Consider the following 13768-nt stretch of genomic DNA (forward strand, 5'->3'; position numbering starts at 1 on the left):
TCGGCCTCGTGGCCGTCGGGGCATCATCCCGTCCCGGGGGACGGATCGGTCCCGCCCCTCGGCTTTGCGGTTCAGGCCGCGCCGAGCTGGCGGCGGGCCTCATCGAGCGTCTCCATGACGGCGATCGCCTCGTCGAGGCCGTGCAGCGGCGACTCCGAGAGTCCCGCCTGGATGTACCGTGCGGCCGCAGCCGCCTGATAGCAGAGCGATTGGCGGGCCGGCCGGTCGGCCTCGTCGGTCCACGAGCCGACGAGCGTGCCTGCCGCGTCGTAGAGTCGGACGGTGTCGGCGTCCCAGAACGGGGAGCCGACCTCGATCCGGCCGCGCGTGCCCGAGATGACCGAGTTCGCGGGGGTCGGTGCGTTGATGCTCGCGCTCAGCAGCGATTGCGCGCCGTCGGGCGAGCTGAGGACGAGCGCGGCCTGCGCGTCGACGCCAGTCGGCGCGAGCGCTCCGCGGGCGACGACGGCGTCCGGAGTGCCGAGGAGGAAGGACGACCACGCGACGACGTAGACGCCGAGGTCGAGCAGGGCGCCACCGGCGAGAGCGGGATCGAAGAGACGGCTCGACGGGTCGAACTCCGCCGCGCCGCCGAAGTCGGCGAAGACGATGCGGACGTCGCCGATGGCGTCCGATTCGAGGAGCTGGCGGACGACGTCGCTCTGCGGACGGTACCGCGTCCACATGGCCTCCATCGCGAAGACGCCGGCCGCCCGGGCCGCCTCGACGATCCGGCGGGCTGCCGCAGCCGTCGGCGCGAGGGGCTTCTCGATGAGGACGTGCTTCCCCGCGTTGATCGCGAGCAGGGCGTGCTCCTCGTGATGGCTGTGCGGCGAGGCGATGTAGACGATGTCGACGTCCGCATCGGCGACGAGTTCCTCATACGAGCCGTAGGCGCGATCGATGCCGTGCGCTCGCGCGAACTCCTCGGCGCGCTCGAGGGTGCGCGAGCCGGCGGCGACGACGCGCTGCCCGGTGTGGCGGAGGAGGGAGTCGACGAAGTCGTTCGCGATCGCCCCCGGCGCGAGGATCCCCCAGCGCAGGATCGGCGCGTCGCGCGGGTCGGGGAAACGGGGGGAGGGCAGCGCTGTCGACATCGGTGTCTCTCTCGGCTCGGGATCGCCTTCATCCTGGCATAAGCGCGCGTGCCCGAGACGGTGCGGGACCCGACCGGCCGCCACCTCGCTGGAGTGACGGCCGGTCGGCGGGACGACGTCAGCCGCGCCCGGTGATGCCCGACGTCGATGCGATCACGTCGCCCATCTTCTTCTGCAGCGCCTCATAGAACATCGAGAGCGGGAACTCGTCGTCGAGCACGGCGTCGGTCATGCCGCGCGGTGCGCCGAGGAGCACCTCGTCGGGCAGGCCGCGCTTCCACAGCGAGGCGGGATGCGGCTCGACGACGGCGGACACGAGCTCATAAGCGGCGAGCCAGTGGGCGACCTTCGGGCGGTCGATGGAGCGCCAGTAGAGCTCGTCGATCGCGTCACCCAGCTCGACCACGACGTCGGGCACGGCGTCCCAGTCGATTGCGAGCGACGTGTCGGTCCAGTGCAGGACGCGGTGCTGGTGCAGCCACGCGAACAGCAGCTGGCCGCCGAGACCGTCGTAGTTGCGCACGCGCGACCCCGTGAGGGTGAACCGGAAGATGCGGTCGAAGATGACCGCGTACTGCACGAGACGCGCGTGCCGAAGTGTCTCGGCCTCCGCGTCCGAGAGCTCGGCGCGCTCGCGACTCGAGAGATCCTTCTCCAGGCGCACCGACTCGCGGAAGGCCGTGAGATCGCACCGCAGCTCCTCGAGGGAGTAGAGGAAGAACGGCATCCGCTGCTTGATCATGAACGGATCGAACGGCAGATCGCCGCGCATGTGGGTGCGATCGTGGATGAGGTCCCACATCACGAACGTCTCCTCGGCGAGTCGCTGGTCGTCGAGGAGCTCCTGGGCATCGGCCGGCAGCTCGAGCTTCGTGATCTCTGCGGCTTTCCGGACGACGCGGCGGAACCGTGCCGCTTCGCGATCGGCGAAGATCGCACCCCACGTGAACGTCGGGATGCTGCGCATCGCGACGGTCTCGGGGAAGAGCACGGCGGAGTTCGTGTCGTAGCCCGGCGTGAAGTCGACGAAACGGATCGGCACGAAGAGGGCGTTCGAGTAATCGCCCGCTTCGAGCGCCCCGATGAACTCAGGCCAGACGACCTCGACGATGACGGCTTCGACGAGTCGGTCCGTCGACCCGTTCTGCGTGTACATCGGGAAGATCACGAGGTGGAACTCACCGTCGCGACGCGACGCCTGCGGCTGGAACTCGACGAGGGAGTCGAGGAAGTCCGGCACGCCGAAGTCGGCGTCGGCCCATCGCTCGAAGTCGAGCGCGACGGCGTCGAGGTAGGCGCCGTCGGCGGGGAACAGGGGCGCGAGCTCGCGGATCGACATGACGATGTCCGCGACGTGAGCGCGGGCGGCCTCGTGCGCCGCGGTCTCGGGGATCGAGCCGTCCTTGATCTGGTGCTCCCGGATCGCGCTCGCGGCGGCCTTGAGCCGCAGCCAGGCCGGTGTGGCGGCGATGTCGTCCCCGGAGAGTCGCACGTCTTCCACGACCTCGGGCTCGCCGATGATCGCCTGGTTGCTGCGTTCGATGGTCATGGATCCCTCCTCGGGTGCGCATGGGCTGAGTGAAGGCGAGTGCCCTCTCGGCGAGCGTATCCGGGGGAGTCCAAGCGATTCTTTGCCTCTCGCGCACGCCCGCTGCGCACTTCGCCCCCGCCGCGCACGTTTCCCCCTCGTTCCCCTCTCTCCCCCCTGAAAACTTCGCATGTGCACGAAAATTCGTGCACATGCGAAGTTTTCAGGGGGGAGAGGGAGGGAGGTGGGGAGGAGGAGGGGGGTCAGGACCAGCGGCGCTTGACCCAGCGCTCGAAGAGGCCGACGAGCGAATCGGAGAGCTTGCCGAGCACGGCGAGCAGGATGATGACGAAGAAGATGCGATCGATGCGCCCGTTGTTCTGCGAATCGACGAGGCGGAAGCCGAGTCCCATTGACGACGCGATGAGCTCGGCGGCGACGAGGAACAGCCACGCCTGGGCCAGTGCGAGCCGCAACCCGGAGATGACCGACGGGATGACCGCCGGCAGCTGGACCGTCGCGAACAGTCGAGGGCCGGTGAACCCGAACGCCCGTCCCGCCTCGACGAGGTGGCGGTCGACGTGGCGCAGCGCCGCGGACACCGTTGTGTAGACGGGGAAGAACGCGCCGATCGCGATGAGGATGACTTTCGAGTCCTCGCCGATCTTGAACCACAGGATGAGCAGCGGCACCCACGCGAGCGACGGAACGGCACGGAGGGCTGCGAGGGTGGGCGACAGCAGGATGTCGCCGATCTTCGAGAGTCCGACCAGCGCTCCTGCCGTGAGTCCGAGGGCGGCGCCGATCCCGAAACCGAGGAGGACACGCTGCACCGAGATCGCGACGTCCGAGGTGAGCAGGCCGCGCTGGGCCAGGTCGACGCCGGCGAGCCACACCTCGGTGGGTGACGGGAGCCGCGACGACGGTACGAGATCACTCGCGCTCACGAGCGTCCAGACAGCGAGGACGAGGATCGGGAGGATCGCGCCGGCGACGAGGACGAACCACGTCTTCGACGTGAGCCGACCGGTGCCCCGGGCGAGGAAGGCGCGCCCCGGTCGCGCCTCCGTCGTGTCGTAGGACGGGCCCTGCACGCTCACGACACCGGGCACGCGATCGTCGCGCTCACTCTGATAGGTCATGTCCTCCTCCTTCCGCTGTCCCTCGAACTCCGTGGAGTGTCACGTCTGGTCGCTTTTCGGGCCCGAAGCGGCCACAGATGTCACCTCACGGAAGGTCAGGGGGCTGCCGTGGTCAGCCGGCAATGGCTGAGGGGTCGGCGTTCTCCGCGAAGGACGGCTCGAGGAGGGTGTCGAGGGCCTCGTCCACCGCGTCCTGCGACGCGACGTCGCCCGACTCGACGAAGATCGGACCGATCACCGACAGCACGTCGAGCTGGGCCTGGCCGGGTACGTTGTCGACGTCGAGATTCGAGCGCTCTTCGATCACCGTCGACGCGACGGTGAGGTCGAGACCGGCGACATCGGCGAGAATCTGCGCCGTCTCGTCGGGGTTCGCCTGAGCCCACTCACGCGCCTTCTCGTACGCGTTCACGACGGTCTGCGCGACGTCGGGCTTCTCGCTGAGGAACTCCTCCGTCGCGTTGAGGAAGCCGTAGCTGTTGAAGTCGACGTTGCGGTAGACAAGCTGAGCCCCGTCTTCCTCGGCCCCCGCCATGATGGGGTCGAGCCCCGCCCACGCATCGACGGAGCCGTTCGACAGCGCGGTCGCGCCGTCGGCGTGCTGAAGGTTCTCGATGGTGACGTCCGCCGGGTCGACGCCCGCTTCCTCGAGCGACTGGAGCAGGAAGAAGTACGGGTCGGTGCCCTTCGTCGCGGCGACCTTCTTGCCCGCGAGGTCGGCGACGTCGGTGATGTCCGAGTCGGCGCCGACGACGAGGGCCGACCACTCCGGCTGCGAGTAGATGTCGATCGTCTGGATGGGGCTGTTATTGGAACGGGCGAGGAGGGCAGCGGATCCGGCCGTCGAACCGACGTCGATCGCGCCGGCCCGCAGGTTCTCGTTCGCCTTGTTCGACCCGGCGGACTGCACCCAGTTGACCGTGATGTCCTGGTCCTCGAGCGCGTCCTCGAGCCAACCGTTCTCCTTGATTACGAGGGAGAGAGGGTTGTAGGTCGCGAAGTCGATGTTGAGCGTGCCGCCGGTGGTCTGGCCACCGTCGCTCGACGCTCCATCGGTCGCCGCGTTCTCTCCCGCGGCGCACCCACTCAGGACGAGCACCGTCGCGGCGGCCGCAGCGGTGAGTGCCGAGAGGGATCGGGGTCGGATCGTGCTCATGGGTGCTCCTGATGGTCGGTGTGCCGCCGCGTGGTGGCGGGTGTCGGGTGTGCGATGCGGGTGTCGGGGCACCGGTTGCGGGTGTCGACGAGTGAGGGTGGAGGTGGCGCGGGGTCCGTCGGGATCAGAGGGTCATGCTCGCCCGGTCCGTCCTGACGACACGCGGATCCGCTCCGGCGCCGTGGCGGTCGATGCCCAATCCGTCGAGTAGCCGCGCCCGCAGTTCGGCGAGTTCGGACGAGCCGCGATCACGCGGCCGCGCACCGGGAACCGTGAGCAGTTCCGCGATCGTCGCACCCGCCTCGCCGCCGTCGTCGCGAGCGAGCAGGACGACACGGTCGGCGAGTTGCAGGGCCTCGTCCACGTCGTGCGTGACGAGAAGGACGGTCGTCGGCTCCGCAGCCAGGATGTCGAGGAGGAGGTCTTGCATCTTGAGCCGGGTGAGCGCGTCGAGTGCACCGAACGGCTCGTCGAGCAGGAGGACTCCGGGGTTGCGCGCGAGCGCACGAGCGAGCGACGCGCGCTGGGCCATCCCGCCCGAGATCTCTCGCGGTCGGTGGCCCGCGAAGTCGCCGAGCCCGACGAGCTCGATGAGTTTCTCCACTCGGGCCGACCCCGCGGAACGCGGCGTCCCGCGCGGAAGTCCGATCGCGACGTTGTCGTGCACCGTGCGCCACGGCAGGAGGCGCGGCTCCTGGAATCCCACGGCCGTCCGTGCGTCGATACCGATTACGGGCGAGCCGTCGATGCGCACCTGTCCGGTCGAAGCAGCATCGAGACCGCCGGTGATCCGCAGCAGCGTCGACTTCCCGCACCCGCTCGTCCCGAGGATCGCCACGACCTCGCCCGGTTCGACGTGCAGTTCGATATCGCGGAGGACGGGACGCGCCGGTCCCGATCCCCGTTCCGCAGCGAATGCGCGCCCGACTCCGTCGAAGTCGATGGAGACGGCGCGACTGACGTCGCGAACGGTCTGCCGGGAAGCTGTCGTGGTCACGGGGGCTCTCGTCGATGGCGCGGGAACGGAGTGGGACTGCCTCAACGCTAAGCCGACGGGCTCCTCCGCCTCGGATCGCACGAAAGAATACGTAATAATGCGCCTCCGCCCCCGTTCGCCGGCGGAGCTGCATGACGCCTCCTGCCGGTGGGCCGCGGGAGCGCGGGGTGTTCTCCGCACGGTGCCCCTGCCGTCCGCTGCTGCCCGAACGGGACGGTGATCACCGCCCCGTTCCGCGATCTACGCCGGGGAGCCGGACCGGGACAAACGAGTGGCTGCCAAGCGCTCGGCCGAGTCGAGCGTCGTGGTGCCGTCGCGTCGGGCGGTCTCGACGACCTCGGAGAGGGTGTCGCCGATCGCGGCGAGTCGCTCGGGAAGCCGTGACCGATCCGCGTCGTCACACGCGAGGTGGAGCACGCCTCCCGCGTTCACGATGAAGTCCGGCGCCCAGAGGATGCCGCGCGCCGCGAGTGCTTCGGCCCCCGAGCGATGAGCGAGCTGGTTGTTGGCCGCGCCCACGACGGCGACGGCCGCGAGGCTCGCGATGACGTCGTCGTTCAGGGCTCCGCCCACTCCGCACGGGACGAAGAAGTCGGACTCCACGAGGTGCTCGGTGCCGGGGGAGACCCACATCGCGCCGAGTTCCTCGGCGAGCACGCGCCGGGACGGGTCGACGTCGGTCACCGTGAGGTCGACTCCCGACGTGCTGAGCGAACGGGCGACGAGCGAGCCGACGTGGCCGAGCCCGGAGATCGTGGCGCGCCGCCCGTCGAGTTCCGCGGTGCCGAAGAGCGATCGCGCGACGGCTCGGATGGAGGCGACGACGCCGGTCGCCGTGGCCTCGCTCGGTTCGCCAACGCCCCCCTGCTCGGCGGGCAGGCCCGTGACGTGTTCGGTGCGCTCCGCGACGACGGCCATGTCGGCGGAAGAGGTCCCGACGTCCTCGGCGGTGACGTACGCACCGCCGAGCGACTCGACGGCGTCTCCGAGGTCGAGCATGGCGGCGCGGCGCCGTTCCCCGTCCAGCCGAGTACCCGCCGGGACGTGGACGACGGCCTTACCGCCGCCGTGCGCCAACCCGGCGCACGCGTTCTTGAGCGTCATCCCTTCTGACAGTCGCAAAGCGTCGTCCACCGCCTCGCGCCACGTGAGGTAGGTCCAGACGCGCGCCCCGCCGAGGGCAGGCCCGAGCGTCGTCGAGTGCACGGCGATGACGATGGTGAGGCCGGAGCGCTCTCCGCGGACCACCACGAGGCGCTCGTGGACCGGCGTGTCGGTCGCGTCGGCGGGGCCGCTCGACGTCACGGAGGGTGGTTCGGTGGTCGTGGTCAGGGATGTCATCGCAGCTCCTCGTGGGGGTCCTCGTGCTCGGGTCCGAGCGCTCGGCGAGGGGCGGGTGGCTCCATCGCCGCGACCATCCTTCCACGTCGAGCAGGACTGCGGCGAGACCCTCGACGGCGGTGAGGGGACCGGTCGCCGTAGGCTGAGCGGATGGGAGGCGTGCTGCTCGGGTTCGGGATCATCGGATTCGTCATCGCCGTCGGTTACGTCGCGGCGCGACTCGGGATCGGCGGGCCGGAGGCCGGCTTCGTCCTCAACCGGATCGCGTTCTTCGTGACGGGACCGGCGCTCCTGTTCACGGTGCTCGCGCGAGCGGACATCGCCGATGTGTTCTCCGTGCCCCTCCTCGTCGCGCTCATCGCAGCCGTCTCGATGGCGGCGGTCTACCTCGTGATCAACCTGCTGTTCTGGCGTGATCCGCTCGGGCGGGCGACGATCGGGTCGATGGCCTCGGGCTACGTCAACGCGAACAACATCGGTCTTCCCGTCGCGGTCTACGTGCTCGGCGACGCCCACTACGTCGCCCCGCTCATCGTGATCCAACTCGTGATCTTCGCGCCGATCGGGCTCGCCCTCCTCGACATCGAGGCGCGCGGTTCCGCCTCCGTCGGTGGCATCCTCAGCCAGCCGGTGCGGAACCCGCTCATCATCGCCTCGCTCACGGGGCTCGTCATCGCCGTGCTCGGAATCGAGGTCCCGGCTCCCGTGATGGCGCCGTTCGAGCTGCTGGGGGGAGCGGCCGTCCCGCTCATCCTCATGGCCTTCGGCATGTCGCTCTACGGGCAGCGCCCCTTCGCGGCGTCCGAGGGGCGTTCCCGCATCGTCGTCGCGTCGGTGCTCAAGGCCGTGGTGATGCCGATCATGGCGTGGGTCGTCGCCTCCCTGGGCTTCGGGCTCTCCGGCGCCGAGCTCTTCGCCGTCGTGACCCTGTCCGCTCTCCCCACGGCGCAGAACATCTTCAACTACGCGAGCCGATACAACCGCGGCGTCGTCCTCGCGCGCGACACGGTGCTCGCGACGACGCTCGCCTCGGTCCCCGTCATCGTCGTGATCGCGGCGCTGCTCGCCTGACCGTTCGCTTGCGGCACGCTCACGCTCACCCCCCCATTCCGACCGTCGAGGGCGACGAACGGGGAGTCACGGTGGAGGAACCGCGGTGGAACGGCTCGGCTGTCGGGGTGACGGCTCAGGCGGCGGAGCGCGTCGACGCCCACGCGACGGCGTTGTCGGCCTGCTCCCGGCTGATCGCGGTGCGGCCGCCGCAGTTCGTGCACTCGTTGACGTAGCGGGTCGACACGGGGAAGAGCGGGACGAAGAAGACCGTGAACCTGTTGGCGAGCTTGATGACGCGCTGCGCGACGTTCTGGGAACAGAACGGGCACACGAAGGAGACGATCGCGACGATCGTCGAGCTGAGTCGGGTGCCGAAGAGGAGGATCACCCGATCGACCTTACGGAGAGTCGTCTCCGGCGCGCAGGGGTTCCGCGTGCGTCCGCGATGGGGTAGTGCCCGCTCGACCGATGCTGGTGAGTCCCGGTGCCGACGAGCCCGGCGCCGTCACGGTCTGCGGCCGTCAGCCGAAGATCATGGGGCGGTCGTCGTCGTCCTCCGGGTCGACGTCGAGGTCGACGACCACGGGAACGTGATCGCTCGGTGCGTCGCCCTTGCGTTGATCACGCTCGATCGACGCACCCGAAACGAGGTCGGCGAATGCGGGAGAACCGAGGATGAAGTCGATGCGCATTCCTTCGTTGCGCGGGAAGCGCAACTGCTTGTAGTCCCAGAACGTGTAGCCGGTGGGCACGAGCGGGCGGACGACGTCGGTGAGTCCCGCGCTCTCGAGCGAGGCGAAAGCCTCTCGCTCGGCCGGGGAGATATGCGTCGAGACGCCGGGGATGTGGCTCGGGTCGCCCATGTCCTCGTCGAGCGGTGCGACGTTGAAGTCGCCCATGAGCGCGAGCGGCAGGTCGGGTTCGGCGGCGAGCCAGGTGCGCACGTCCTCCTCGAGCCGGGCGAACCACTCGAGCTTGTACTCGTAGTGCGGGTCGCCGACCGCGCGGCCGTTCGGGGCGTAGAGGCTGAAGAGACGGATGCCGTCGACCGTGCCGCCGATGACGCGCGCCTCGAGCGGCAGGCCAGCGGCGTCGAACTCGGGGCCGGCGCCGTCCGGACCCGGGGTGGCAGGCTTGCCGAAGCCCGGCATGCCCTCGAAGCTCGTGACGATGTCGGTCATGGGCAGGCGGGAGGCGAACGCGACGCCGTTCCACTGGTTGAGGCCGTGCAGGTGGACCTCGTACCCGGCGGCCTCGAAGGCCTCGATCGGGAACTGGTGCGGGCGGCACTTGATCTCCTGCATCCCGAGCACGTCGATGTCGGAGTTCACGAGCCAGTCGACCACCCGTGCCGAGCGGGCTCTGATCGAATTCACGTTCCAGGTGGCGATCCGCATGCCCTCAACGCTACCGGCTGCCGCCGACGGCTCCCGCCGCGTGCGTCACCGTCACACCCAGCGGGGCCCGACGAGCGGGGGCTCCTCCGGCAGGGTGTGGCTGGACGCGAGGGCCTCGGCCTGCTCGCGGATGGTGTCGGCCACCGTGCGGACCGCGAGCCGTTCGGCCTTGTCGGGTCGCATGAGCATGAGCACGTGGCGGAAGGCCTCGACTCCGCGGAGGGGTCTCGTCACGATGCCCTTCTCCGGTCCGGACGCCGTGAAACGGGGGGCGAAGGCCACACCGATGCCCTGTGCGACGAGGGCCTCGGTGATGAGATTGTCGGAGATGCGCTGGACGACCTCGATCTCACTCCCCGTGACCGCTTCGAGCTCATGGAGGAGCAGGTCGAACGCGAACTGCTCCGGGACTCCGATCCACGCTTCGCCGACGAGGTCCTCCGGGGTGAGTTCGCTCTTGCCCGCCAAGCGGTGCCCGACGGGGAGGACGACGTCGAGCGGTTCGCTCAAGAGGTAGATGTTGCGGAGACCCCGGCCGCTCCACGAGCGCTGACCGGGGAGGGAGTAGGCGATGACGATGTCGAAGTCGGCGGTGAGGCTCGGGAAGTCGGTCATGTCGGCGTCGCGATTCGTCAGCTCGACGGTGAGCCCGGGGAGGCGGGAGAGGGCGGCGACGGCCGGCGGCACGAACGTCTGTCCCGCCGTCGGGAACGTGGCGACCGAGACATGGCCCGTCGGGTCGCCGATGTACTCGTCCCACGTGGCCTCGGCCTTCGCGATCGCTGCGGCGACCTCGATGGCGCTCGCCGCGAGAGCGCGGCCCGCGTCGGTCAGGACGATTCCTCGACCACTGCGTTCCGTGAGGGGCAGACCCGCCTCGCGCTCGAGGAGTTTCAGCTGTTGCGAGACGGCCGACGGAGTACGGTGCGTGGCCGTCGCGACGGCGTGGATCGAGCCTCGCTCAGCGAGTTCCCGGAGGAGGTCAAGGCGGCGCACGTCCATGTAGCGAGGCTACACAATAGGCGGAGTTTTATTCGCTTGTCGTTCATGATCCGCGGGCGCTTAATAGGAATGTACGAACGGTTCCCTCCCGGAAAGGACACTCTCATGACCGTTTTCCTCCTCACCCTCGGTCTCGTCTCCGTTTCCGCCATCGCGGGGACCATCGTGACGGTCGCCCGCGACGGATACCGTCGTGTCCCCGTCCGCACCTTCAACCTCGTCTGACCGAAGCCCCCGCCGTGCGGGTCCTCTCGCTCCCAGGGTCAACAGAGCGAGGGGGCCCGCACGGCGGCGTCTCAGGCGCAACCGCATGAAATGGCACGAAATGCCCCGCTAGACTCGGTTTCCGTGACCGACGCACGCGAACGACTGATCGACTTCATCAAGAAGGATGCCGTCTTCCACGGTGACTTCACGCTTACGAGCGGGAAGAAGGCCACCTACTACGTCGACATGCGTCGCGTCAGCCTCGATCACCGTGTCGCTCCGCTCATCGGGCAGGTCATGCTCGAGCTCATCAGGGACGTCCCCGACGTCGCCGCGGTCGGCGGGCTCACGATGGGCGCCGACCCGATCGCATCGGCGATCCTGCACCAGGGCGTCGCTGCGGGAGCCGCATATGACGCCTTCGTGGTGCGCAAGCAGCCGAAGGACCACGGTCGCGGGCGTCAGGTCGAGGGGCCGGATCTCGCGGGCAAGCGCGTCATCGTCGTCGAGGACACCTCGACGACGGGCGGATCGCCCCTCGCCGCGATCGAGGCGCTCCGCAAGGTCGGCGCCGAGATCGCCGGTGTCGCCGTCGTCGTCGATCGCAACACGGGCGCGCGGGAGATCATCGAAGAGGCCGGTTACCCCTACTTCGCCGCGCTCGACCTGAACGACCTCGGGCTCAGCTAGATGTCGGACGGGACGGGCGGCCGTTTTCCCTCGGACGGTGACGAGGCCGACGAGGAGCTTCGACGCGTCGACGGACCGGGAACGAGTGGGGAGACCGCGCCGGACCTCGATCCGGAGACCGACGGCATCGAGATCCTCGACGACGGAGCGGACTGGCTGGCCACGCAACTCGCGGCCCTGCCGCCGGACACGTCAGAGCTTCCGATCGTCGCATCCTCCCCCGATGGCTCGGATGCCGCGGACGGTTCTGATACCGCTGGATCTGATAGCGACGGTTCTGATACCACTGGTTCGGTCGAGGGCGAGTCGGACGCGGCGTCACGACGTGCACCCGATCGCGACGTCCCGGACGCTCACGACTCCTCCGCGACGCCGACGGCGCTCCTGCCCGAGGGTCTGCTCGGCGGATCCGACGAGGAGTCGGCGGACTCCCCGTCCGTCCCGCCGCTGACACGTGCGCGCGCAACGGGGCCGCGCCGTACCGGTTGGCTCGGGCGCCGGGAACCGGTCGACGGCGCACCCCAGGGTGCAGGCGTTCCGGCCCCGGCGCCGCCAGCGGAGGAGGGTCAGGCTTCCGCCGCGCCCGCCGACGACGGGGACGCCCTGTCGATGTCCGGACCGGTCGCCCCTGATCGAGCCGACTCCGGCGACGTCCCGGAAAACGACCCAGCCGACGTGCCGCCGCGGTCGTCCCGCTCCGCGCATCCCAACGCGATCATCATCCCCGGCCTCCCCCCGCGCTCCGCGGCTCCGCCGCCGGCGGTCACCCCCTCCAACGACTCCGAGACCACTCGGCACGCCGATCGCTCGCTCCGTGACGACACCGCCGTGTCGGCCCCCGATGAACCGCGCACCGATGAGCCCCGGTCCGTCGAGGCCAGCACGAGCGATACGGATGAGACCGGGGAGATCCCGTTCGGTGCTTTCGGCTGGTCCCTCGTCGCGAACGACGAGCCGGATCCGATGCTCGAGCGCGAACGACGCGCCGCCGAGGCGGAGGCCGAGCGTCGTGCCGCGGAGGAGTCCGCGGCGCAACCGACCGCATCCGAGTCCACCGGGTCACGCGCCACATCGGCGGGGACGGACGGCGACGACGATCCGACTCCCGGCGGAGTCGACGCCGGCTGGCTCGCGACGACGCCGCTTCCCGGCTCGATCCCTCCCCGGCCTCCGCTTCCGACCGCGTCGCCGGCGTCCCCGACCCCGGTCGACGAGCGCCCGACGTGGTCACGACCCGACCTCGACGACCGCTTCCCGGCGACGGCGGCGATGGACGCTCTCCCCGCGGACGAGGACCCGGACGACCCGGATGACGAGATCGAGGGAGCCGACCGCGACTCGCTCGGAACGACCGGACTGCCCGTCTCCGCGGCGCGAGCGGCTGCAGGAAGCGTCGAGCACGTGCCCGTCTCCTCGGCCGCCGCGGGAGCAGGCGGTGTGTCCGTCTTCCCCGCCGGGGTCGTCACCGATACGGAAGGCGACCGCTCCCGACGGCTGGTGCCTCCGTCGTCGACCCCCGCTGGGGCACCGGTCGAGCGCACGCGGCTGCTCGGCCTCATCGGGGCCGGTGTCGTCATCGTGCTGGCACTCGTCGCCCTCTTCTTCCTCGGCACACGGTTGCCGCTCATCCTCGGCGGGTCGCCGCAAGCGGAGGAGGCTGCGGCGCCGACGCCCACCCCGACGCCGACGCCGGCTGAAGAAGCCCCTGCCACGGGCCCACTCGCTCCGGGCACCTACGCCTGGGACGAGCTCCGCGGCGGAGAGTGCCTCGAACCGTTCGAGTCGCCGTGGGCTGAGGAGTTCACGGTCGTGGACTGCGCCGAGCCTCACGCCGCGCAACTGGTCTTCGAGGCGCCGTACACGGACGATCCCGCCATGCCGTTCCCGGGGGAGGAGGTCATCGCGAGCGAGATCGGCCTCTTGTGCAGCGCTCCCGGCGTGATCGATTTCGCCGCGGCCGAGCCGTTCACCGATCTGCAGGTTCAGGGCGCGTATCCCGTCTCCGGCGAGCAGTGGGCGGCCGGCCAGCGCTCTTACTTCTGCTTCGCGAGTCGTTCCTCAGGAGAATCACTCACGACGTCGGTCGCCACAATTCCCACCCCCTGACCCCCCTGAAAACTTCCTATGTGCACGAATTTTCGAGCACATAGGAAGTGTT

12 protein-coding genes are annotated in these 13768 nt (G+C 69.7%); 3 read left to right on the forward strand and 9 right to left on the reverse strand.

Features of this window, described 5'->3' with window-relative positions; genetic code table 11:
- Positions 1-71: 71 nt before the first annotated feature.
- The 6 genes from ELQ92_RS03515 to ELQ92_RS03540 form a co-directional block, all read right to left on the reverse strand.
- Complete coding sequence (locus tag ELQ92_RS03515; protein ID WP_128497568.1) at positions 72-1097, reverse strand: Gfo/Idh/MocA family protein; 1026 nt, start codon at positions 1095-1097, stop codon at positions 72-74.
- Between the two features lie 118 nt (positions 1098-1215).
- Positions 1216-2646, reverse strand: coding sequence for a DUF6421 family protein (locus ELQ92_RS03520; protein WP_128497569.1), 1431 nt, complete (start codon positions 2644-2646; stop codon positions 1216-1218).
- Positions 2647-2888: 242 nt separating this feature from the next.
- Positions 2889-3767: an ABC transporter permease gene (locus ELQ92_RS03525; RefSeq protein WP_128497570.1), complete on the reverse strand. Its 879-nt coding sequence runs from the start codon at positions 3765-3767 to the stop codon at positions 2889-2891.
- A 112-nt stretch (positions 3768-3879) separates the two neighbouring features.
- Complete coding sequence (locus ELQ92_RS03530) at positions 3880-4923, reverse strand: aliphatic sulfonate ABC transporter substrate-binding protein (RefSeq protein WP_128497571.1); 1044 nt, start codon at positions 4921-4923, stop codon at positions 3880-3882.
- A 124-nt stretch (positions 4924-5047) separates the two neighbouring features.
- Positions 5048-5920, reverse strand: coding sequence for an ABC transporter ATP-binding protein (locus tag ELQ92_RS03535; protein WP_128497572.1), 873 nt, complete (start codon positions 5918-5920; stop codon positions 5048-5050).
- A gap of 240 nt (positions 5921-6160) precedes the next feature.
- On the reverse strand, positions 6161-7261 hold the full coding sequence (locus ELQ92_RS03540) for a Glu/Leu/Phe/Val dehydrogenase dimerization domain-containing protein (RefSeq protein WP_128497573.1): 1101 nt from the start codon (positions 7259-7261) through the stop codon (positions 6161-6163).
- Positions 7262-7411: 150 nt separating this feature from the next.
- Here ELQ92_RS03540 and ELQ92_RS03545 point away from each other — a divergent pair, with 150 nt between their 5' ends.
- Complete coding sequence (locus ELQ92_RS03545; protein WP_128497574.1) at positions 7412-8332, forward strand: AEC family transporter; 921 nt, start codon at positions 7412-7414, stop codon at positions 8330-8332.
- 115 nt (positions 8333-8447) lie between these two features.
- On the opposite strand, the gene ELQ92_RS03550 is transcribed toward ELQ92_RS03545, so the two are convergent.
- The 3 genes from ELQ92_RS03550 to ELQ92_RS03560 form a co-directional block, all read right to left on the reverse strand.
- Entirely contained in the window at positions 8448-8702 is a 255-nt protein-coding gene (locus tag ELQ92_RS03550) for a zinc-ribbon domain-containing protein (protein ID WP_128497575.1), read from the reverse strand.
- A 133-nt stretch (positions 8703-8835) separates the two neighbouring features.
- A complete protein-coding gene (locus ELQ92_RS03555) occupies positions 8836-9711 on the reverse strand; it encodes an exodeoxyribonuclease III (protein ID WP_128497576.1) in 876 nt (291 codons plus the stop codon).
- Between the two features lie 51 nt (positions 9712-9762).
- Positions 9763-10713 carry a LysR family transcriptional regulator gene (locus ELQ92_RS03560; RefSeq protein WP_128497577.1) on the reverse strand — a complete coding sequence of 317 codons (951 nt, stop codon included), beginning with the start codon at positions 10711-10713 and terminating at the stop codon, positions 9763-9765.
- 348 nt (positions 10714-11061) lie between these two features.
- On the opposite strand from ELQ92_RS03560, the gene pyrE reads away from it, so the two are divergent.
- Complete coding sequence (pyrE, locus tag ELQ92_RS03565) at positions 11062-11610, forward strand: orotate phosphoribosyltransferase (protein WP_128497578.1); 549 nt, start codon at positions 11062-11064, stop codon at positions 11608-11610.
- Complete coding sequence (locus ELQ92_RS03570; protein WP_128497579.1) at positions 11611-13716, forward strand: hypothetical protein; 2106 nt, start codon at positions 11611-11613, stop codon at positions 13714-13716.
- The last annotated feature ends 52 nt before the right edge of the window (positions 13717-13768 follow it).

Source organism: Labedella populi (assembly GCF_004078655.1).
GTDB lineage: Bacteria > Actinomycetota > Actinomycetes > Actinomycetales > Microbacteriaceae > Labedella > Labedella populi.